This window comes from Brevundimonas sp. SPF441, assembly GCF_009661015.1.
In the GTDB taxonomy this organism is placed as follows: Bacteria; Pseudomonadota; Alphaproteobacteria; order Caulobacterales; family Caulobacteraceae; genus Brevundimonas; species Brevundimonas vesicularis.
On the sequence record NZ_WJWX01000020.1, the window covers coordinates 39,614 to 60,668 of the forward strand.

A 21,055-nucleotide genomic window follows, 5' to 3' on the forward strand; every position below is an offset into this window, starting at 1 on the left:
GCCGCCGTCTGTCATCCGGTAACCGCCGAACCGATCAGTTGATGCCGACGCTCTCCAGTGTGGCGGGCGGCGTGGTGATGTTGTCGCGCAAGCGGCGCGCGGCGTGCTCGCACCGACCCGGAAGGCCGAAGAACAGGCCGAACGACTGGCTGCGCGCCTCGGCGTCGGGATTGGCCATCAGCGGCGCCCACTGCGCCTTGACGGCAGCGACCGCCTGCTCGGCCTCGGCCTTCGAAGCCGCCGACTGACGCGGCGCAGCCGCCGCCAGGGCGCTGCGGAAATCCTGAGCTTCGAGACGGCCCAGACGCACCAGCTCGACATCCTCCGGCGCACGCGACGTCAGCGTCTCGCCCAAATCGGCATGGCCCGTCACCAGCGCATCGCACCACGCCACCAGCGGATAGTCGGCGCTCGGCGCGCCCCGCGGCAGCGGCCGTGCATAGGCGATCGCCTCGCGCGTCTTCAACGCATCGGCGGTTTCCGTCGGCCGGCTTCCGGTGACGATCGGACCATCTTGAGCTTGCGCAAGGTCTTGATTCGAAAGACTTGTGGTCACGACGGTGGCAGCCAGTACGGCAGCGATTTTTAGCATAGTCATCCTTGGGCGGGAGTCTCCCCGGCTTGGTTTTGCGTTCAGCCAAATTGTCACCGAATGAAACGGTTTTTCTGTGACAACAAAAAAAGAAGGGCGGCAAACCCTTAAGTTTGCCGCCCCGGCTCTTTGTTAATTTTAGACTCAGAAATCAGCCGTGATGCCGATGAACATAAAGCGGCCCATAGCGTCGTACGTCTGCGGGTAGGTATTATTGTTACCCGTGGTGCCGACCGAATACGACAGCGGCGGATCGCGGTCCAAGATGTTGTTGATACCTGCACGAAGCTTCAGATTGTCACGCAGCTGAATGCTGCCTGCCAGGTCGAAGTAGTTCTGAGCATCGAACTTGCTGTCCAAGCGGCCTTCACCGGCGACGTTATCGACTTCGCCGTAGTAGCGCCAAGTCGCGGACAGATCGGCATTCCAAGGCATCTGCCACGTCACGCGAGCGCGATGACGCCATTCGTTTTTGGGCGTGCCGCATTCACCAGCAAACTTGCCGACACAATCGTAAGCCGCAGCGCCGGCGCCCGGATCGGTTTCAAGCTTGTCGAGCCACGACCCGACCATGTTGAAGGCCAGGCTGCCGTAAGCCTCCAAGCCGACACGATCCAAGTCCATGCTGTAGTTGGCGTTGATATCGATGCCAGATGTCTTCAGGCCACCAATATTGGTGTTGAAGGCTTCAATATAGCCGCCCGTCGTCCAAAGCGTACCGATATCGCTGCGAACGATACGCGAGCAGGCAGCCGCTTCGTTGTTGACGTAGCAGTTGTCCAGCGTGACGAGCGGATCAATGATGTCGATCCGATCCTTAAGATCGATGTCATAATAATCGATCGAAACGTTCAGACCTGGAATGAACGACGGTGTGATAACGGCTCCGACCGTAAAGGTATCGGCCGTCTCAGGTGCGAGGTTCGGGTTGCCACTTTGAAGGAAATTATACTGGCCAGCAGGGCTTTCGAGCAAGCCGCCGCTATCAGTAGCGAGACCGTACTGTCCAGCCGGAACGCCCGTCGCCACACACTGGGCCAGCGTTGCGGTTGGGTTCGGACCGCAAGGATCGCCATCAGCATCATAGAGGTTCAAGCCTTCTGGTCGGAACAGCTCGATCACGTTAGGCGCGCGGGTGGTGCGTGCCAAGCTGGCGCGGAACCGGACGGCGTTGATTGGAGCCCAATCCACGCCAAAGCCATAAGCATCGGAGTCGAAGTTGTCATAAGTCGAATGGCGATACGAACCGTTGATCGAGACCTGCTCCGCAAACGGGCGGCCTTCGATCAGCGGCATGCGGAATTCCCCGAACAGGTCGTAGACTTGAACGGAGCCGGCGACGCTTTGGGTAGGCCCGCCTTGCCCGGCCAAGTCTCCGGTTTCAAAAGCTTGGTCCGAGGTAGCGACCAACTTGTCACGACGATATTCGGCACCGAAGGCAACCTGAAGACCACCTTCCGCCAGCGGGCTGCGCACATATTGCGTCAGATCGCCCGTGGTCGCCAAGGTGATTACTTGCTGCTCGGTGATGCCGCGCTGCAGACCAGGTACCTGAATATAGTTCAGAGCCGCTTGGGTGACTCCACCCGGAGCGTATAGGTTGTACGGCACGCAAGCCGCGTCAACGGGCGCCAGCGGTCCGGTCGGACCATCTGGATCGATCGCAGACACGCACGCCGCCTGACCCGTCGCGGGATCGATAGCGACATCGAGCGCACGACCGATGCGGGTGTTCGAAAACTCGTTGCGATAGATTCGGCTAAGGCTGACCTTCGAGTAGGAGGCAGCCAGATCATAGCTCCAAACGTCGTTCAGATCGCCTCGAATACCGACCACGCCGCGATAGTTCTGAGAGCTGATGTCATCTTGGCGCCCTCCCCCCTCGACATTGCGACGACCGATCAACACTTCGACAGAGCCGACGCCAGGGGCGCATCCCAGCTGCGCAGCCTGCGCTGGCGTCAGGAGTGGATTGGAGCAGCTGATATTATAGCCGCCGTTTGCCGAAGTGCCGCCGCCGAAGAAAATGCCTGACGGCGCGATCTGTGCAACCGTGCTGTAGTCGCTGAAATTTAGTGACGCAAAAGCTTCGATCTTGTCGTTGACTTGATAGCGGCCGAAAGCTCCCAGAGTGTAACGCTCGTCGGGTCGTTGGAAGTAGTTAAGCGGTCCAAAATTATAGGCATCGTTTGCAGTGTAGTTCCGGAAACCTCCCCCATCAGCGACAGTGAGGTTGGCGCCACTGTCTAGCGAGAGGAAACGACCCGTAGCATTTGTCGATGATCCGCCGCAAGTAAAGCTGCCAGCAGCTTCGCCTCCCAAGGAACAAGACGAAAAATCACGGTCACGGCCGAGAATCTTGTTGTTCTTCCTGTAACCAGCGAACGCCGTCACATTGCCGCGCCCATCAGGCGCGTTTACGCCCATCGCGATTGTGACTTCGCGGCTGAAACCGTTCATCACATCGTCATCAGGAAGTTGGAACTGCGCGGGATTTCCAGCAGCGCGACTTTGAATCACATCACGCAGGTTTCCAGGGCCGTCATAGTCATTGTGGTGCTGGAAGAAGCCGTACTGAGCATCGACCTGAAGCCCTTCGAAGTCCTTCTTCATGATGAAGTTGACAACGCCGGCGATCGCGTCGGAACCATAAACGGCCGCAGCGCCGCCGGTCAGCACCTCGACACGCTCAACAAGCTGGCCCGGGATTTGGTTCAGGTCAGCTGCGGTATCATTGGGCGAACCATACCCCATACGACGGCCATCGATTAGAACCAGCGTCCGGTCTGGACCAAGCGCGCGCAAGTCCACGGTTGCGGTGCCTGATGCGCCGTTAGCGACAGTGGAGTTCTGGGCGGCGAACGCTTGGGGCAGCTGGTTGACCAAATCCTCGACCCGCGTGACACCCTGAACGCGGATGTCCTCGCCGGTGACCTGCGTCACAGGGCTGGTGGTGCGCAGATTGGCTTGAGGAATGCGCGAGCCAGTAACAACGATCTCGCCCACATTGACTGCTTCATCAGTTGATTGCGCGATAGCAGGAGTGCCTAATCCGATGATGGCGAACCCCGCAATCATGGTGGATTCCAGCAAACGCCTGCGCTGATTCTGAGATCTCACGTTATTTACCCTTCCGAGGTTTTGTCCGACATTCGGCGACTCCCATCGCCGAAAGATTGCTTTCTAACGCCACGCATTTGCAGCATGGTGCAGACTCAATGAGAATGACGTGGCTTCTTTCGCGCCGCCATGACAATTACACCAGCGCAACACCATTGCGCCACAACTGTCGCAAAATCGCCACGCCATTTACAGGCATCAACTCACAATGACATTGGCTCACTACTACGGCCGCTTTATTCAATACATTCCACTGACAGTCCCTTTAAGGGGTGGAAAAATGCGCGTTGGAGGGTTCGCCGTAGTTGCTGCGACCGCTAGCTTCATGGCTTTCAGCCCTTCACCTGCAGCCCATGCACAAACTCAAACAGATCGAGCATCGGCGTTTACGGACGTCGCGGCTTGTCGGGCAATCCCTAACGACACGGCTCGATTGAGCTGTTACGACCGGGCCGTGGCGCTCTTGGATTCTGCGGAACAGACTGGTGACATCGTGGTGATGGATCGCGCGCAGGTGCGAGACGCAAATCGACAGCTATTTGGCTTCCAACTTACAAACCCATTCGCAGGCAGACTAAGCGGCGATCCCGAACCTGAAGTGGAAGCAATCGAAACATCTTTGATTTCCGCGACCGCAATGGTCGATGGAAAGTGGGTTTTTCGGCTCGCAGATGGTTCAGAATGGCGTCAGGTCGATTCTGGCCCAGTAAGATTTTCCAATCGTGCAGGCGTCGATGTGCGTGTACGACGGGCCGCGCTCGGCAGTTACATGATGACATTGGACCGCAGCCGTGCAGTCCGCGTCCGTCGTCAGTAAACGCTCATCGTTGGATCCCCACCCGCGCCGCGTAGGGCGCGGGCTCTGGCGTGCAGGAGGCGGCGATCAGTTGCACCGCGGCGAGACACAGGATCGCCGCCGCGACGAACGGGAGCCGATTTGATACAGCATTGGCGATCGAACGGGCCATTGGGGCGCTCCAGGCATGATTACCGAGACGTTAACGCAAGCTCTGCGCCAAACGCGGCCGTGCCGATGATTCCGTTCGTAAGGGCGTTCGACTTCGCCTATGGGCGGCGCGATCAGGTGTCGCCATTGATCCAGCGGGTGATCGCCGACAATCCGGGGCCGTTCACCTTCACCGGGACGGGGACCTATATCGTCGGCCGACCGGATCTAGGGGCCGAGGTCGCGGTGATTGATCCGGGGCCGCTGGATCAGGCGCACCTGGCGGCGCTGATGGCGGCGGTCGAGGGGCGGCGGGTCAGCCATGTGCTGGTGACGCATACGCATCGGGATCATGCGCCGCTGGCCAGGCCGTTCGCCGAGGCGACCGGGGCGCGGATTTGGGCGGCCCGGCCTCCGGTGCGGGAAACGCATGCGTCGGGTACGCTCGATGAAGATGACGATGCCGACTTCGCGCCCGATGTCGTGCTGACGGGCGGCGAAGTCATCGAAGGCGACGACTGGACGATCGAGGCGATGTTCACGCCCGGTCACGCGTCCAATCACATAGCCTTCGCCTTGCGCGAGGAGAACGCGCTGTTTTGCGGCGACCATGTCATGGGCTGGTCGACTACGGTCGTGGCGCCGCCGGATGGGAACATGCGTCAGTATATGGCCAGCCTGGAGGCGGTGATCGCGCGTGATTTCGACGTGTTGTGGCCGACGCACGGGGCGCCGGTGACGCAGGTGCGGCCGTTTCTTGAGGCCTATCGGGCGCATCGGCTGGAGCGGGAGGCGCAAGTGCTCCAGCGGCTTGCGGCGGGGGATCGCACGATCGCGCAGATGGTCCCGGTTCTGTACGCCGCCGTCGATCAGCGGCTGTGGCCGGCGGCGTCGCTGTCAGTGCTGGCGCATCTGATCAAGCTGGTCGAGGACGGCGCGGCGACCAGCGATGAGGCGCCCGGCCTGTCGGCGCAGTTCCGGCTGGCTTAGCGTCCCGCTTCCAGGTTTCGAGTGATTTTCGCGGCGAGGCGGCAGGTGGCGCCGCCGTCGGGACGGCTGCCGCGTGCGGCGACGCGGATGTCGGTGCGGCCAGGGCGGATGCGAACGACGGCGTCGGTGGCGAAGCCGAACCAGGCGCCGGCATGCACGGCTTCGACCTGGAAGGTTGTGGCGCGGGTGACTACGAAGCCGGCGTCGACCAGCGCCGAGGTCGCCTGCTGGGCCAGGACCTGGGTCGGGATGGCGTCCACACCGTCACAGGTCTGCGGCGCGCCGCTGCGCACGCCGGCGGCGCGCGGCAGGCCAGGCGGCTCGTCCAGGTTGGTGCTGACGTCACGTGGATGGGGCGTCGCATCCTGGCCCTGACGCAGCACGAAGCCGGCGACGGTCGCGCCCGAGAGAACCAGCGCCGCCAGCGCATAAATCCCCCTGCCCTTCAGGTCGCGCAGCGCCAGCACCGCCGCCACCAGAGCCGCCGCCAGACCGACCCAGGCCAGGAGGCGCGCCACGGTCCAGGTCAGCAGGTCGTAACCGATCGCCAGATCGAGCCCGCCGAACCGCGTCGCCGTGACGGCCGCCACGATCAGCACGAAGGGTGCCGCCGCAAGCGCCGTCAGCCAGGGCAGAATGGCGGGTACGGGCTTTCTGGTCGGCATTCAGGCTCCTGTTCTAACTTAGGCAGCGGTCGGCAGACGATAGTCCTTCATCCGGTCGCGCAGAAGCTTCTTGTCGATCTTGCCGGTCGCGCCCAGCGGGATGTCGTCCACGGCGACCACGTCGTCGGGCATCCACCATTTTGCGATCTTGCCGGTCAGGAAGTCCAGATGCTCCTGCTTGTCCAGCGTCTCGTCTGGCTTGAGCTTCAGGATCAACACGGGCCGTTCGTCCCATTTGGGGTGGGCCGCGCCGATGACGGCTGCGATCTCGACCTTGGGGTGGCCCACGGCGATGTTCTCGATCTCGATGGAGCTGATCCACTCGCCGCCGGACTTGATCACGTCCTTGGCGCGGTCGGTGATCTGCATGAAGCCCAGGTCGTCGACCGTGGCCACATCGCCGGTGTCGAAGAAGCCTTCTTCGTCCAGGATCGAGCCGTCTTCCTTGAAGTAGGCGCGGCTGATCGTCGGCCCCTTGACCATCAGACGACCGAAGGTGGCGCCGTCGTGAGGCAGTTCGGCGCCCGCCTCGTCCTTCAGCTTCAGCTCGACGCCCAGCGGCGGCACGCCCTGCTTCAGGCGGTACTTCATCTGCTCGTCGTACGAGAGCTTCAGGATTTCGGGCGGCAGGTTGGCGATGGTGCCGATGGGCGAGGTCTCGGTCATGCCCCAGGCATGGGTCACCTCGACGCCGAAATCGTCCTGGAAGCCGCGGATCAGGCTTTCGGGGCAAGCCGAACCGCCGATCAGCACGCGCTTCAGGGTCGAGAAGCCCAGGCCGTTGTGTTTCATGTGGGCGAACAGGCCCTGCCAGACGGTCGGCACGGCGGCCGAGAAGGTGACGCCCTCCTGTTCGATCAGCTCATAGATCGACTGACCGTCCATCTTGGCGCCCGGCATCACCAGCTTGGTGCCGGCGGCGGGACCGGCGAAAGCGATGCCCCAGGCGTTGGCGTGGAACATCGGCACGACCGGCAGGATCACCTCCTTGGGCGTGGCGCCCATCACCGTGGCCTGAAGGCCCATGAAGGTGTGCAGGAAGTTGGAGCGGTGCGAATACAGCACCCCCTTCGGATTGCCCGTGGTGCCGGAGGTGTAGCAGAGGCCGCAGGCCGTCTGTTCGTCGAAGTCGCCCCAAACCACGTCGGTCGATTGACCGGCGATCGCGTCCTCATAGGCGACGGCCTTGGGCAGCTTCGTCTGCGGCATGTGGGCGGCGTCGGTCATGATGACGACGCGCTCGACCTTGGGGATATGCGGCAGGATGGCTTCCAGCAGCGGCACGAAGGTCAGGTCGACGAAGATGATCCGGTCTTCGGCGTGATTGATGATGTAGACGAGCTGTTCGGGGAACAGACGCGGGTTCAGGGTATGGCACACCCCGCCGATGCCCATGATGCCGTACCAGGCCTCGATGTGGTTGGCGGTGTTCCAGGCCAGGGTGGCGACGCGGTCGCCAGGCTGGACGCCCCAGTCCTTCAGCGCGCTGGACACGCGTTTGGCCCGCTCGTGGATTTGGGCGTAGGTCGTGCGGACGATGGGCCCCTCGACCGAGCGCGTCACCACTTCGCGCTCGCCATGCCAGTTTTTGGCGTGGTCGATGATCTTGTCGACCGTCAGCGGCCAGTCCTGCATCAAGCCCAGCATGTCGTATCCTTGTCCCTTGGATGCGTCTGCTTTGATGCGACGCTTGAGCCGACGCTAACATCGGTGATCGGCGATAAGCAACGTGACGTAGCGTCAGCCACGGCGCGGCGGATCGTCCCCCGTGGCGTCGGCCGGATCGTCCGGCTAGAAGGCGCGCCATGACCATATTGATCGCGATCACGGGGGGCTCCGGCTCCGGCAAAAGCACCTTGGCGGAGGCGTTGGTGTCGGCCCTGCCGGAAGGTTCGGCCGTGCTGGTGCGCGAGGACAGCTATTATAAGGACGCAGCCTCCCTGCCCGGCTTCGACGCCGCGACCTTCGACTTCGACGATGTGTCGGCGCGCGATCACGACCTGATGATCGCAGACCTGAAGGCACTGAAGGCCGGGCGCGCGGTGACGGCGCCGGTCTATTCCTTCATCCATCACGGCCGCGAGCCGGGCGGCGAGCCGATCCCGGCGGCCGAGGTGGTGATCGTCGAGGGCACGCATGTTCTGTGCACCCCCGATCTGACCGCCCTGTTCGACATCCGGGTCTTCGTGGACACCCCCGCCGACATCCGCTTCATCCGCCGCCTGCTGCGCGACCAGGCCGAGCGGGGCCGATCGGCGGATTCGGTCGTGGCGCAATATCTGGCGACGGTGCGTCCGGGTCACGAGCGCCTGACCGAACCGTCGCGCACACACGCCGACTTCATCGTCGCCGACGCAACGGCGGCCGTCCGCCTGGAAGACCCCCAGGCCGTGGTGCGCCTGGCGGCCCCGGTCCTGGCCCATCCGTTGCTGCAGGCGCTGCTGGACGACTAGCGAAGACATCTCCGACCCGAAATTCGGCGGGGCGAAGCGCGACCGGCTCGACGGGCGGATGACCATTGAGCGCCCTGATGCGCGCCCGTTCGGCGGCCTCGGCCTGTTTCTCGACCAGGATGGCGTCCAGCCGGATGTATTCGAGTTCCAGCAGGGCGCGAAGACGGTCATCCTCCGCCTCTTCCTCGGGCGTCTGTCTGTAGGGCGGCGGCAGGCCGCGACCGGGTTTTGGACGACGGGGTTTGGGGCGAGCCATGCGGGTCTCCGGACACGGGTTATCGGCTTCGCGCGGTCGCAGCGAAGTCTGGAGGGCTGGGCGGAGCGCCGGGCCTTCGCCCGGAGTTCTGCGATGTGAAGTACCGTTTCGACGAAGGGTATGACGCTCCGCGCGGAAAGTTGGCCTGCAAGCTCGGGGCGCCGAGCGGTGGCGGTCTTATCGCCTAACCCCATAAGCCTGCGACGGGTCGGCGGTCCCTGCGAGGACCGGCCCGAGTGCGATCGAGTATCCCCCTCGACCCTCCGGCGGCGCACCGTGTGTCGCCGTCAGCGCAGGCCGTTTCAGACCCGCTCCCGTTCCATCCGCTCTCGCCGCCGCAAGGTCGCAGGCCAGGCGAGCCCTCCATGCGACGAGACAGGGCTATTATGGACCCGTTTTACCCCGTGGATGGGAGAAGGGCGGAAGTATTAGGCAAGCGATTGAAATCGCTGGGAGGGACCAGCGGCATTGCGATGGCTGAGCATCGTCTCCTCCCCATCCATGGGGAGGTGGCGCGGCGCGCCTTCGCGCCGTGACGGAGGGGCTCTTCACCGCATCGGTGGCCCGCGAGACTTGAAGAACCCCTCCACCGCTTCGCGGTCCCCCTCCCCACGCTGTGGGGAGGAAACGGTTGGGTCAGATCAGTCCCGCCAGCGGCGACGACGGGTCCGCATACATCCGCTTGGCCATCCGTCCAGCCAGATAGGCGTCGCGGCCGGCGATGACGGCGTGCTTCATCGCCCGCGCCATGCGGATCGGATCCTTGGCCCCGGCGATGGCGGTGTTCATCAGCACGGCGTCGCAGCCCAGTTCCATCGCCCGTGTCGCGTCCGAGGCCGTGCCGACGCCCGCATCGACCAGGACCGGCACCTTGGCCTGTTCGACGATGAGGCGGACATTGACCTCGTTCTGGATACCAAGGCCCGAGCCGATCGGGGCGGCGGCAGGCATGATGGCGGCGGCGCCGGCGTCTTCGAGCCGCTTGGCCATCACCACGTCGTCGGTGCAATAGACCATGACGTCGAAGCCGTCCTTGATCAGCAAATCCAGGGCCCGCAGCGTCTCGATCATGTCGGGATACAGGTGGGCGGTGTTGGACAGCACCTCCAGCTTGACCAGGCTCCAGCCGCCGGCTTCGCGCGCCAGACGCAAGGTGCGCACCGCATCCTCGCCCATGAAACAGCCGGCGGTGTTGGGTAGAAAGGTGAAGCGATCCGGCTTCACATAGTCGACCAGCATCGGCTGGGTCGGGTCGGACAGGTTCACCCGGCGCACGGCCACGGTGACGATCTCGGCCCCGGCCGCCTCGGCGGCGGCGGCGTTCTGGGCGTAATCGGCGTATTTGCCGGTGCCCACGATCAGGCGCGAGTTGAAGGTGCGGCCGGCGACGGACCAGGTTTCGTTGGCTGTATCGGTCATGGATGCTGACCTAGGCCTCTCAGGCGCGCGGGGGAACCCGTCGTAGCCGGATTTGATCTGATCACCCGCCGCCGACGAACTGGACCAGTTCGATACGGTCGCCTGCGGCCACCGGCGTGGCTGCATGAAGGGACTTGGGCACGATCTCGAGATTGCGTTCGACGGCGACCTTGCGCGGGTCCAGCGACAGCTCCTCGACCAGGGCCAGGATGGTGGCGGCCTGGACTTGGCGCGGCTCGCCGTTGAGATGGATCTGGTGCACGCGCATTCTCCCTGACCTTCGCCTCTCCGACCGTCGCGCGTCAGATAGACGGTGACAGGCCGCTTCGCCAGACTGTGCGCTCAGCCCGCCTCGAACAGGAAGGCGCCGACCGCAACGGCCAGGGCCGCAAAGGTCGCCACCACGGTTCTCAGGATCAGTTTGCCGTCCTGGCGCATCCTCGGCGCTCCCACAGGCCGTCCCGACCAGGGACGATGGCAGCCGACGCTGCGAAATCCACGCCATCGCACGTAACGTCGGGTAAGGTTCGACGCCGCGAGCGTTTGACCCACGCCCTGCGTCCGCTAAAAGGCCCCTCTTGCGCCGCGCTGCGCCGGATCGATTCTGGAACCATGGCCGAAACGCCCGTCATTCATGTGCTGAACGGCCCCAATCTGAACCTGCTCGGGGTTCGGGAGCCGGACATCTATGGCCGCGACACCCTGGCGGACATCGAGCAGCGCTGCGTCCGGGCGGCCGGCAAGGCGCAGATCGTGTTTCGCCAGACCAACCATGAAGGGGTGCTGGTCGACTGGATCCAGGAGGCGCGCGAGGGCGCCCACGCCCTGATCCTCAATCCGGCGGCCTATGGGCATACGTCGGTGGCGCTGCACGATGCGCTGAAGACGCTGTCGATCCCGGTGATCGAGCTGCATCTGTCCAATCCGGCGGCGCGCGAGGCGTTTCGCCATCACTCCTATGTGTCCTCCGCGGCGACCGGCGTCATCGCCGGCTTCGGCGCGGCGGGCTATGAACTGGCCGTCCAGGCGGCCCTCACCCAGGTTCGGGAACGCGGCTGAGCCCCGTCCCGTTTATCAAAGACCACGAAAGACAAGGCGCAACTCCAATGGCCGATGACAAGAAACACGCCGAAATCGACGCCGCCCTGGTTCGCCAGCTGGCCGAGATCCTGAACGAGACCGATCTGACGGAAGTCGAGGTCGAGCGCGGCGAACTGCGCATCCGCGTGGCGCGCGAAGTCACCGTCAACGCCGCCCCGGTTCAGTACGCCGCCGCCCCCGCTCCGGTCGCCGCTGCGCCCGCTGCCGCTGCTGCGCCGGCCGCCATGCCATCGGATCCCGCCACCATCGTCGCCCGCGCCGGCGAAGAGGTGAAGTCGCCGATGGTCGGCACCGCCTATCTGCAGGCCTCGCCGGAGGCCCCGGCCTTCGTCCAGCCCGGCGACAAGGTCAAGAAGGGCCAGACCCTGCTGATCGTCGAAGCCATGAAGACGATGAACCCGATCCAAGCCCCGCGCGACGGCGTTGTGGCCGAAATCCTGGTCGGCGACGCCCAGCCGGTCGAGTTCGGCGAACCCCTCGTCCTGCTGGAAGCCTAAGGCGCCGCGATGTTCACCAAGGTCCTGATCGCCAACCGCGGCGAGATCGCGCTGCGCATTCACCGGGCGTGCAAGGAGATGGGCATCTCCACCGTCGCCGTGCACTCCGAAGCCGACCGCGGCGCCATGTGGGTGCGGCTGGCCGACGAGAGCGTCTGCATCGGCCCCGCCTCGGCCGCAAAGTCGTATCTGAACATCCCCTCGATCATCGCGGCGGCTGAGATCACCGGCGCCCAGGCGATCCACCCTGGCTATGGCTTCCTGTCCGAAAACGCCCGCTTCGCCGAGATCGTCGAGGCCCATGGCATGACCTTCATCGGTCCCAAACCCGAGCATATCCGGGTGATGGGCGACAAGATCAGCGCCAAACAGACGGTCAAGGACGCCGGCATCCCCGTCGTCCCCGGCTCGGATGGCGAAGTCGAGACCGTCGAGGCCGCGATTGAGGCGTCCAAATCCATCGGCTTCCCCTTGATCGTCAAGGCGGCGGCGGGCGGCGGCGGACGCGGCATGAAGGTCGCCTTGACGCCTGATGATCTGGTCGAGGCTGTCCAGACCGCCCAGTCCGAGGCCAAGGCCGCCTTCGGCAATGGCGCCGTTTATATGGAGCGCTACCTCCAGAAGCCGCGCCACATCGAGATCCAGGTCATCGCCGACAGCCACGGCAATGTCGTCCACCTGGGCGAACGCGACTGCTCGCTGCAACGCCGTCACCAGAAGGTGCTGGAAGAGGCCCCCTCGCCCGCCCTGTCGGCCGAGGGTCGCAAGCAGATCGGCGAGACGGTCAACAAGGCCATCGCCGCCATCGGCTATCTGGGCGTCGGCACCATCGAGTTCCTGTGGGAGGACGGCGAGTTCTTCTTCATCGAGATGAACACCCGCCTGCAGGTCGAACACCCGGTCACCGAAATGATCACGGGCGTGGATCTGGTTCGCGAACAGGTGCGCATCGCCGCCGGTCTGCCGCTGTCGTTCACCCAGGATGATATCGAGTTCAAGGGCCACGCCATTGAGGTGCGGATCAACGCCGAGAACCCGGAGACCTTCACCCCGTCGCCGGGCAAGATCACCGACTTTCACGCACCGGGCGGCTTGGGCGTGCGCCTGGATAGCGCGATCTACGCCGGCTATTCGATCCCGCCCTATTACGACAGCCTGATCGGCAAGCTGATCGTCCACGGTCGCGACCGCGAGGAGGCCATTGCCCGACTGAAGCGTTCGCTGAACGAGGTCGTCATCGGCGGCGTCGATACGACCATCCCCCTGTTCCAGAAGCTGCTGGCTGAGCCTGACATCCTGTCGGGCGACTACGACATCCACTGGCTGGAAAAATGGGCGGCCCGTCAGAAGGGCGACGCCTGACCGACCCCGATTTCAGCGCCAGCGGGCCTTTCGGCGGTTTCGGCCCCGAGGACCTGCTGGCCTGTTACGCCCGGGGCGTGTTTCCGATGGCCGAGGCGCGCGATGATCCTCGCGTCTTCATTATCGAGCCGGAACAGCGGGGCGTCATTCCGCTGGACGCCTTCCACATCCCCAGCCGACTGCGCCGCACCGTGCGGGGCGAACCGTTCGAGGTGCGGGTCGATACAGCATTCGAAGCGGTGCTGGACGGCTGTGCGGCGGCGCAAGGGCCGGATCGCGAAGACACCTGGATCAACGGCCCGATCCGGCGGCTGTACGCCGCCCTGTTCGCCATGGGCTTCGTCCATTCCATCGAGTGCTGGCGCGACGAGCGGCTGGTCGGCGGACTTTACGGCGTGTCGCTGGGCGGGGCTTTCTTTGGCGAAAGCATGTTCAGCCGCGAGCGGGACGCCTCCAAGGTCGCTCTGGTGCATCTGGTCGCGCGCCTGCGAAAGGGCGGCTGGACCCTGCTGGACGCCCAGTTTCTGACCGACCATCTCAGCCAGTTCGGTGCGGTTGAAACGCCGCAAGCGACCTATCTTGAGCGACTTCAGCCCGCGCTGTCGGTTAGACCGGACCAAGGCGCGTTGCGCGCACCCCTGACCGGCGCAGAAGCGGTCGCCTTGGCCAGCGCCTAGTCTGTCCGGACACGATTTGGGGCCCGTCCCGACAGCTTAGGATTCGCGTCTTCGGCCGGCCTGACGATCAATGGCGGCATGACCCAGACCCCGCTCAAAGCCCCGCCCCGTCCGTCCCTTCTTCGCGAGGTGCGAGAGATCGCCCTGACGTTGCTCTTCGCCATCATCCTGGCGCTCGCGATCCGCATCGTCCTGTTCCAGCCCTTCACCATCCCCTCGTCGTCGATGGAGCCGGGGCTGGTGACCGGCGACTATATCGTCGTGTCGAAATATCCCTATGGCTGGAGCACGGCGTCTCTGCCGTTCAATCCGGCGATGTCGCCGGGACGGCTGTTCGGGGGCGAGCCGAGACGCGGCGACGTGGTGGTGTTCCGCCTGCCGCGCGATCCCAGCGAGGCCTGGATCAAGCGCGTCGTCGGCCTGCCGGGCGACACGGTTCAGGTGCGGGGCGGCGTAGTGCTCGTCAATGGCGACCCGGTGCGACAGACCCGGCTGGATGTCGTCGCCGATCACGATGCGCCTCAGCGACGGGTCCAGCAGGTGCGCGAGACCCTGGCCGATGGACGATCCTACGTTACCTACGACGGCGGATCGGGCCTGCCGGGCGACGACACGCCTGCGCGCCGGGTGCCGGCGGGCTGCTATCTGATGATGGGCGACAATCGCGACAACTCGCTGGACAGCCGCTGGCCGCCCGAGATCGGCGTCGGCCTGCTGCCGGCCGAGAACATCATCGGCCGGGCTGAGATGGTGCTGGCCTCCTGGAAGCCGGGCGCCGGCCTGTTCAAGCCCTGGACGTGGCTGAACCTTCAGTGGGACCGGTTACTGGTCCGCATCCGCTAACGCGCCCGGTACTCATCGAAGCTGACCACGCCGTCGTGATTGCGGTCCAGCCGGTCGAAATCGGCGCGGGTGGGCGACGATTGGGCCAGGGAGGGCGCGGACACGGCGCCGAGCGCCAAGCCCGCGACGGCGGCGGCCAGCAGGGGCCGCCAGCCCAGGCGGGACTGAGGACGCGTGGACGACGTCGCGTTCAACTCGGCGTCTATGAAACGGCGAATGGCGTCGCTGGCTGTCCGGCCCTCGTCACGGCATTGGGCCATGAAGGCGGTCTTGGTCGCGTGGGGCAGTCGGATTTCGACCGTTTCGGTCTTCTTGGGCGGCTTGTTGCGATGCATGGCGCGCCTCCTCGCGGCGTCAAAGCTCAGTTCTTACAGCCGACGACCCAAGCGTCGTAATAAGGGTTCTGGACCCCGCTGACGGCAGGCGACGAGGCGAACATCCAGCCGCGGAAGATCTGGCGGCCTTCCTGCCGGCCGCGCGGCTGAAGCGAGACGTCCATATAGGCGATGGCGTCCTCGGTCAGTTCGTCCGGCGTCGTCACCTCGCAGGCGCGGGCCGCGAAGATCAGATTCTGGTTGAAGCGCACGGGACGACCGCCGACCTCGACCTCGAACTTCATCGTCTCGGCGGTGACCTTGTCGATGGCCTGGATGATCGCGAATTTGCGACGCTGGCGGCGCGCGGGCGTGGCGGGCTGCTCGATGGCCTTGGTGGCGACGGGCTTCTCAGCCGCGACCTCCTCCTCGGCCTTTTCCTCGACGGCGGCGTCCTCGGCGATGACGACGTTGGGCGGCGGCGCCACGGCGACCGGAGAGCGCGGAGCCGGCGCGCCCGCAGGCGGCGTCTCGGTCGGGACCGAGGGCTGGGCCGGGGTGGTGCGCAGAATGTCGCCGATCGGATCCTGGACCGGACGTGCATCACGCGGCGCGTCCTGAAGCACGCTGGCGGTCACCGCGCCGGCGCTCAGCACAGCCGCGACGGACGCCGCGCCCAACAGGATGCGGCGGATTTTCACTCGGGCGTCCACGCCTGATAATCGCCGGTCGCGGCCGGGCGCTTGGCGTCGCCCGCCAGCGAGCCGGGCGGACGCCAGGCCAAAGGCGTGCCGGTCATATTGGGCAGATGTTCTTTCTCCCATGCGCGACGCGGCAGCGGCTGCTCGGTCGGCGGCAGGTCGAACGTGTAGTGCAGCCAGCCGTGCCAGTCGGGCGTCACCTTGGACGCCTCGGCGTAACCGTCATAGATGACCCACCGACGCTTGCGGCCGTCGTAGCTGACGTTGTCGCGGCTCTCGTAATAGCGATTGCCGTTCTCGTCCTGGCCGACGAAGCGACCGCGCTTGGCGATGGTGAACCGGGTGCCGATCGTGGCGCCCTCCCACCAGCCGAAAATCTTGCTCAACACGTCGTAGAATCCAACCGTAAGGGGTCGCCGGAAAGGGAGGCGGCGTCTGGTGCGGATCATAGAAACCCGCGCCCTCTTCGTCCAGCGTTCAGGTGCCTGGTGGTGAATCGATATCTTGTGGGCAAACCTGCCCAGCGACACCAGATGTATTGGCTAAGCCGCGTGTGCATCCTAGGCTTCCTCGAACCTTTCGGAGAGACGCCGCCATGCGCTTTCAATCCGGCTTCGCCGCTCGCGCCGAACGAGTCGCGATGGAGACCCGCGCCATCGAGCGCCCATCCGGTGTGCAACAGGTCCTGGCCCCCGCCGGCTGGTCCGACGTCCGGATCGAGGCCTGGCTGGACTGGATCGAGGCGAAAGGGTTCGCAACGCCCCTGTCGGGCGACTGGCTGAACGGCGGCGTCGACGCCTGGGCCGAGCGGCTGGCGGCGACGGGCGTGGCCGAGGGCGTGTTCGACCGGGCCGAGGCCGCCGCGTTCGTCGAGGAGCTGTCGGGCGCCTTCAGGCTGGGCCTGGCGGCGCCGGCCGCGTCCGGACCTGCGGCCGTCGGCGTCGTCGATCTGAACGACCCCGGCGCGGCGGCGCGGCTGAAGGCGCACGCCGGGCGGCGCGCGGCCGCGCGTCTGGGGGCCCGGGCGGCCGACGCCCTGGCCGAGGCGCTGGCCGGCGTGGCCGATGCGGTCGATCGCTGCGAAGGTCCGCGCGGCGACTGCGGCGACCCTTCGCGCAACCCCGCCCTGGGCCGTGCGGCGGCGCTGGCGCGGCGGTGCGGCGCCAGCGACGCCGACATCCTGAGAGCCATCGACGGCGAACGGCCCACAATGGCCCTGGAACCGGTGGTCGAAGGCGCGCCTCTGGTCGCCCTGGCGGACCGGACCCAGATCGCGGCGGGCGCGCCCGAAGCCTTGCTGGCGGCCGAGGCGGCGCTGGACGGCGGTCTGATCGTCGCCTTCGACCCGCGCGATGCGGAGACCGCGACGGCGCAGACCGCGCGGGCTTTGATCGATCTGAGCGCCGTCATAGCGCTCGACGGACACATGGCGACCAATCTGGCGGATCTGACACGCCTGCTGACCGTGGCGCTAGACCTTCAGTCCGCGCGGCCCGGTCCCATCGCGCCGGGACTGGACGGCCTGCTGGACGCGCTGGCGGCCAGCGACGACCGCATGGATCAGGCGCAGACGCTCGCGGGCCTGGTCGCGGCGACGGCGGCGATGACCTCGGCCGAACTGGCGAGCCTGCGCGGTCCCTGCCCCGACTGGGAATACCCGGAGAAGCCGCGTCGCCATTCGGCCATCGGCCTGTTCGTCGACGATGCGGAGGCGCGGCTGCGGCTGGGCCAGGGTCGCGTCGCGGCGATCGATGTGTTCCAGACGGCCGACGGCGAGATCGGTCGCCGGCTGCACCCCGCGCTTGCCAAGGCCATCGCGGCGGCGGGCGGCGATGTCGAGGCGGCGGAACGGTGGACGTTCGGTCGCCGCACCCTGGTCGAGGCGCCGGGCATCGACCATACAGCCTTGCGCGCCCTGGGCTTTACGGACATCGAACTGGCCGCCATCGAGACCGCCCTGGGCTGGGCAGAGGATTTCGACACGGTCTTCGCCGCCCCCGTCCTGGACCCCGGCTTCATCCGCGACGTCCTGGGCGTGGAAGACGGCGATGGTCTGCTGCTGACCCTGCTGGGCGTGTCGGAGGAGGCGGAGACGGCGGCGACGCGCTGCGTCTTCGGTCATGGCGATCTGCGCGACTGGCCTGAGGCGCCGGCCTCCGTCGCCGCCCTGCTGGCCGATCCGGCGGCGGCGGCGGCCGACCTGCGGCGCGCCGTCGAGCCGTTCAGCGACATGCCGGACATCGCGATCGAACCGATGGACTGGCGCACGACCTCCACCCAGGCCGCGCGCCTGTTGAGCCAGGGCGCCCTGGACGGTCGTCGCGCCATTCGTCTGTCCCGCGCCGCGCCGCCAGCGGGACCGCTGCTGTCCCTGCCGTCGCTCGACACCGCCCGCCCCGAGCTTGGCCGCTCAGAGCCTGTCCGCGAAGCCCCTCGCCCGGCTCCGACGGAACGGGTCGTCGAACGCGTGGTCGAGCGCGAACGCGCGCGCCGCAAACTGCCCGACCGGCGCAAGGGCTATATCCAGAAGGCCGCCGTCGGGGGCCACAAGGTCTATATCCACACCGGCGAATACGAAGACGGCGAACTGGGCGAGATCTTCATCGACATGCACAAGGAAGGCGCCGCCTTCCGCAGCCTGATGAACAACTTCGCCATCGCCATCTCCATCGGCCTGCAATACGGCGTGCCGCTGGACGAGTTCGTGGACGCCTTCGTCTTCACCCGGTTCGAGCCGGCCGGCCGCGTCACCGGCAACGACTCCATCAAGTCGGCGACCTCCATCCTGGACTACATCTTCCGCGAACTGGGCGTCTCCTATCTGGAACGCGCTGAACTGGCCAACGCCGAGACGGAGGCGCAGAACCCCGACGATCTGGGCGACGGAAAGCCCGACGCCCATACAGCCGTGCCCGCCGCCCGCTTCATCTCCAAGGGATTCGCGCGCGGTTCCGCGCCCGACAATCTGGTCGTCCTGCCCTTTGGCAAGAAAGGCGATCCAGAGGCTCGCGCCGCCGCCAACAGCGAGGCCGTCGCCTGCCCCGCCTGCGGCGATTTCAGCCTGCAGCAACGCGGCGCGGCCTGGGTGTGCGACACCTGCGGGGCGGCCCCAGCGCTGAAAGGCGGCGATCAGGGCTAGGTTAAGGGTTATGGCCTAGGGTTTGCTGACAGACGATCGAACGTCGGAGCCCGGTCCATGAAACGCACACTTTCCCTCGGCCTGATCGCCGCCCTGCTGGCCGTCGCCGCGCCTGCGATGGCCCAGAACGCGGGTCAGATCGCCAGCGTGCGGCGCGGCGCCTCCTGCGCCGGTTGCAATCTTTTTCAGGGCGACTTTTCGGGGCTGAAGGCGCGGGGCCTGAACCTGGCCGGCTCACGCCTGCGTCAGGCGGACCTGAGCCTCAGCGTCATGAACCGCACGCGATTTTCCAACACCGACATGCGTGACGTCGAAGCCTATGGCGGCGTTTTCTCGGGCTCGAACTTCTCGCGCGCCAACCTGACCAACGCCAGTTTCGTCGGCGCCTACCTGGAGGGCGCAAGCTTCGCCGGCGCGACCCTGTCGGGGACCAATCTGTCGGGCGCCCAGCTGGCGCGGGCCACCGGCCTGACCCAGGCCCAACTGAACCGGGCGTGCGGCGACGGCTCCACCGTCCTGCCTCGGGGCTTGCGCATTCCGGCCTGCTGAGCGGCGCCGACCTTGCCTCGATTTCATGAAGTTACCTCGATTTAAGTAGGTGCGGCGGGGGTTTCGAGGCATTCAGAGTGCGTGAAACAGATCGCTGAACATATCCGGGTCCGCCCCACATTGGCTCTGCTGACGCTGGGACTGGCGCTCGCCGCCTCCCCCGCCTTCGCCGGGGTCGAGATGTCGATGCAGGACCGCGACGTGGCCCGTTCGGTGTCGCTGGGCGGATCGTGCAATCGCTGCGAACTGTCCGGCCGCAATCTGTCAGGCGCCACTTTCACCGGCGCCAGCTTCATGAACGCCACCCTGGTCGGCGCCAATCTGCGCGGCGCCGAGATGATGGGCTCCAACTTCACCGGAAGTGATTTCAGCCGGGCCAACATGGGCGGGGTCGAGATCGTCGGCGCCAACTTCACCTCCGCCAACTTCACCGGGGCGCAGATCAATGGGGCCGAGGCGCAAGGATCGTCCTTCGTTCGCGCCAACCTGACCCGCGCCAACCTTTCGGGCAGCGAGATGCACGGGGTCAATTTCACCGGCGCCACCCTGGCCGGAACCAACTTCTCCAACTCGGAACTGTTCGGCGCCACACTGGCCAATGTTCGGGCGTCGGGCGCCAACTTCGCCAGCGCCGAAGTCACGGCCTCGAACCTTTCGGGCGGCGATTTCTCCAACGCGGACTTTTCGAACGCCAGCCTGGATGGGGCGCGATTGACCGGCGGCAGCTTCTCGCGCGCCGACTTTTCCAACGCGTCGCTGCGTCGCACGGACATTCGCGGCGCGGACCTGTCGGGCGCGCGCGGCCTGACGCAGGACCAGATCAGCGAGGCCTGCGGCGACGGCTCGACCCGCCTGCCCGGACGCCTCTCGCCCCAGGCTTGCCGCAGCAGTTCTATCCGCATCGTCCGCGCAGCCCCCACGCCGCCCGTGCCACCCCGCGTGCGCAACCTGGTCAACGCCGAAAACTAGGCCGTCCGCCTCGGACTCGTCCTCCGAGACTGCTCTGCATTTCAGGTCAGACCGCGCTACGGACACCAGAGGCCTTGGCCTGCGGCGCCCTCGATCGAATTCGGCACTTTAACAGCGCCCTCTGGCCAGGCCTGAAGGATAGCCCGCACAGCAAAACGGCCTCCAGATTGCTCTGGAGGCCGTTCTGTTACGCTACTGTATCTTTCGGCCTATGCGCGCCTCGCGGAGGCGCGCGACTTGAGGCCGGGTCTTCTTACTCGACGATCTTGGCCACGACGCCGGCGCCGACGGTGCGGCCGCCTTCACGGATGGCGAAGCGCAGGCCCTGGTCCATCGCGATCGGGGTGATCAGCTCGACGTTCAGCTCGGCGTTGTCGCCCGGCATGATCATCTCGACGCCTTCCTTCAGGTGAACGATGCCGGTCACGTCCGTCGTGCGGAAGTAGAACTGCGGGCGATAGT

At 65.7% G+C, this 21,055-nt stretch carries 21 protein-coding genes and 1 pseudogene; 11 read left to right on the forward strand and 11 right to left on the reverse strand.

Annotated elements, in window-relative coordinates:
- Nucleotides 1–34 precede the first annotated feature (34 nt).
- From GGC30_RS11850 to GGC30_RS16300, 3 genes are all read right to left on the reverse strand, one after another.
- Nucleotides 35–466: a hypothetical protein gene (locus tag GGC30_RS11850; RefSeq protein ID WP_228763723.1), complete on the reverse strand. Its 432-nt coding sequence runs from the start codon at nt 464–466 to the stop codon at nt 35–37.
- A 270-nt stretch (nt 467–736) separates the two neighbouring features.
- A complete protein-coding gene (locus GGC30_RS11855) occupies nt 737–3,685 on the reverse strand; it encodes a TonB-dependent siderophore receptor (RefSeq protein WP_228763724.1) in 2,949 nt (982 codons plus the stop codon).
- Nucleotides 3,686–4,533: 848 nt separating this feature from the next.
- Nucleotides 4,534–4,680 (reverse strand): hypothetical protein, encoded by a 147-nt coding sequence (locus GGC30_RS16300; RefSeq protein ID WP_194943587.1) that lies wholly within the window; start codon nt 4,678–4,680, stop codon nt 4,534–4,536.
- A gap of 65 nt (nt 4,681–4,745) precedes the next feature.
- On the opposite strand from GGC30_RS16300, the gene GGC30_RS11860 reads away from it, so the two are divergent.
- Entirely contained in the window at nt 4,746–5,648 is a 903-nt protein-coding gene (locus tag GGC30_RS11860; protein ID WP_153924402.1) for an MBL fold metallo-hydrolase, read from the forward strand.
- Here GGC30_RS11860 and GGC30_RS11865 read toward each other — a convergent pair.
- Entirely contained in the window at nt 5,645–6,313 is a 669-nt protein-coding gene (locus tag GGC30_RS11865) for a DUF1499 domain-containing protein (protein WP_066551870.1), read from the reverse strand. The two genes, GGC30_RS11860 and GGC30_RS11865, sit on opposite strands and share 4 nt — an antisense overlap.
- Before the next feature lie 18 nt (nt 6,314–6,331).
- Nucleotides 6,332–7,960: a long-chain-fatty-acid--CoA ligase gene (locus GGC30_RS11870; RefSeq protein WP_153924364.1), complete on the reverse strand. Its 1,629-nt coding sequence runs from the start codon at nt 7,958–7,960 to the stop codon at nt 6,332–6,334.
- A gap of 158 nt (nt 7,961–8,118) precedes the next feature.
- On the opposite strand from GGC30_RS11870, the gene udk reads away from it, so the two are divergent.
- Together udk and GGC30_RS11880 are read left to right on the forward strand one after the other, a co-directional pair.
- Complete coding sequence (gene udk, locus GGC30_RS11875) at nt 8,119–8,766, forward strand: uridine kinase (protein WP_153924367.1); 648 nt, start codon at nt 8,119–8,121, stop codon at nt 8,764–8,766.
- Nucleotides 8,767–8,824: 58 nt separating this feature from the next.
- Nucleotides 8,825–9,121, forward strand: a complete 297-nt coding sequence (locus tag GGC30_RS11880; protein WP_153924369.1) for a hypothetical protein — start codon at nt 8,825–8,827, stop codon at nt 9,119–9,121.
- 537 nt (nt 9,122–9,658) lie between these two features.
- Here the strand turns inward: GGC30_RS11880 and GGC30_RS11885 are convergent.
- The gene (locus tag GGC30_RS11885) at nt 9,659–10,441 is read right to left on the reverse strand and encodes a HisA/HisF-related TIM barrel protein (RefSeq protein ID WP_153924372.1); all 783 of its coding nucleotides are present in this window, start codon (nt 10,439–10,441) and stop codon (nt 9,659–9,661) included.
- A gap of 61 nt (nt 10,442–10,502) precedes the next feature.
- The gene (gene thiS / locus GGC30_RS11890; RefSeq protein ID WP_055755162.1) at nt 10,503–10,709 is read right to left on the reverse strand and encodes a sulfur carrier protein ThiS; all 207 of its coding nucleotides are present in this window, start codon (nt 10,707–10,709) and stop codon (nt 10,503–10,505) included.
- 344 nt (nt 10,710–11,053) lie between these two features.
- Between thiS and aroQ the strand changes: the two genes are divergently transcribed.
- The 5 genes from aroQ to lepB all read left to right on the forward strand — a co-directional run bounded on the left by aroQ (nt 11,054) and on the right by lepB (nt 14,921).
- Nucleotides 11,054–11,500 (forward strand): type II 3-dehydroquinate dehydratase, encoded by a 447-nt coding sequence (aroQ, locus tag GGC30_RS11895; protein ID WP_153924375.1) that lies wholly within the window; start codon nt 11,054–11,056, stop codon nt 11,498–11,500.
- A 47-nt stretch (nt 11,501–11,547) separates the two neighbouring features.
- Entirely contained in the window at nt 11,548–12,039 is a 492-nt protein-coding gene (accB, locus tag GGC30_RS11900; RefSeq protein ID WP_055808514.1) for an acetyl-CoA carboxylase biotin carboxyl carrier protein, read from the forward strand.
- A gap of 9 nt (nt 12,040–12,048) precedes the next feature.
- On the forward strand, nt 12,049–13,401 hold the full coding sequence (accC, locus tag GGC30_RS11905) for an acetyl-CoA carboxylase biotin carboxylase subunit (RefSeq protein WP_055808513.1): 1,353 nt from the start codon (nt 12,049–12,051) through the stop codon (nt 13,399–13,401).
- The gene (aat, locus tag GGC30_RS11910) at nt 13,371–14,078 is read left to right on the forward strand and encodes a leucyl/phenylalanyl-tRNA--protein transferase (protein WP_153924378.1); all 708 of its coding nucleotides are present in this window, start codon (nt 13,371–13,373) and stop codon (nt 14,076–14,078) included. Before accC ends, aat begins: the two co-directional genes overlap by 31 nt.
- Nucleotides 14,079–14,156: 78 nt before the next feature.
- Entirely contained in the window at nt 14,157–14,921 is a 765-nt protein-coding gene (lepB, locus tag GGC30_RS11915) for a signal peptidase I (RefSeq protein WP_153924381.1), read from the forward strand.
- On the opposite strand, the gene GGC30_RS11920 is transcribed toward lepB, so the two are convergent.
- The 3 genes from GGC30_RS11920 to GGC30_RS11930 are packed head-to-tail and all read right to left on the reverse strand — an operon-like array spanning nt 14,918 to nt 16,325.
- A complete protein-coding gene (locus GGC30_RS11920) occupies nt 14,918–15,256 on the reverse strand; it encodes an EF-hand domain-containing protein (protein WP_153924384.1) in 339 nt (112 codons plus the stop codon). The two genes, lepB and GGC30_RS11920, sit on opposite strands and share 4 nt — an antisense overlap.
- Nucleotides 15,257–15,282: 26 nt before the next feature.
- Nucleotides 15,283–15,936: a DUF2155 domain-containing protein gene (locus GGC30_RS11925; RefSeq protein WP_370451979.1), complete on the reverse strand. Its 654-nt coding sequence runs from the start codon at nt 15,934–15,936 to the stop codon at nt 15,283–15,285.
- A complete protein-coding gene (locus GGC30_RS11930) occupies nt 15,933–16,325 on the reverse strand; it encodes an NADH:ubiquinone oxidoreductase subunit NDUFA12 (RefSeq protein WP_055755156.1) in 393 nt (130 codons plus the stop codon). The genes GGC30_RS11925 and GGC30_RS11930 overlap by 4 nt, the downstream gene beginning before the upstream one ends.
- 206 nt (nt 16,326–16,531) lie before the next feature.
- Between GGC30_RS11930 and GGC30_RS11935 the strand changes: the two genes are divergently transcribed.
- From GGC30_RS11935 to GGC30_RS11945, 3 genes are all read left to right on the forward strand, one after another.
- Complete coding sequence (locus GGC30_RS11935) at nt 16,532–19,075, forward strand: TSCPD domain-containing protein (RefSeq protein ID WP_153924387.1); 2,544 nt, start codon at nt 16,532–16,534, stop codon at nt 19,073–19,075.
- 57 nt (nt 19,076–19,132) lie between these two features.
- Nucleotides 19,133–19,624 (forward strand): pentapeptide repeat-containing protein, encoded by a 492-nt coding sequence (locus GGC30_RS11940; protein ID WP_153924390.1) that lies wholly within the window; start codon nt 19,133–19,135, stop codon nt 19,622–19,624.
- A gap of 81 nt (nt 19,625–19,705) precedes the next feature.
- A complete protein-coding gene (locus GGC30_RS11945; RefSeq protein ID WP_055755153.1) occupies nt 19,706–20,593 on the forward strand; it encodes a pentapeptide repeat-containing protein in 888 nt (295 codons plus the stop codon).
- 253 nt (nt 20,594–20,846) lie between these two features.
- Here the strand turns inward: GGC30_RS11945 and tuf are convergent.
- Nucleotides 20,847–21,055 (reverse strand): annotated as a pseudogene (tuf, locus tag GGC30_RS11950) (elongation factor Tu); the annotation flags it as partial.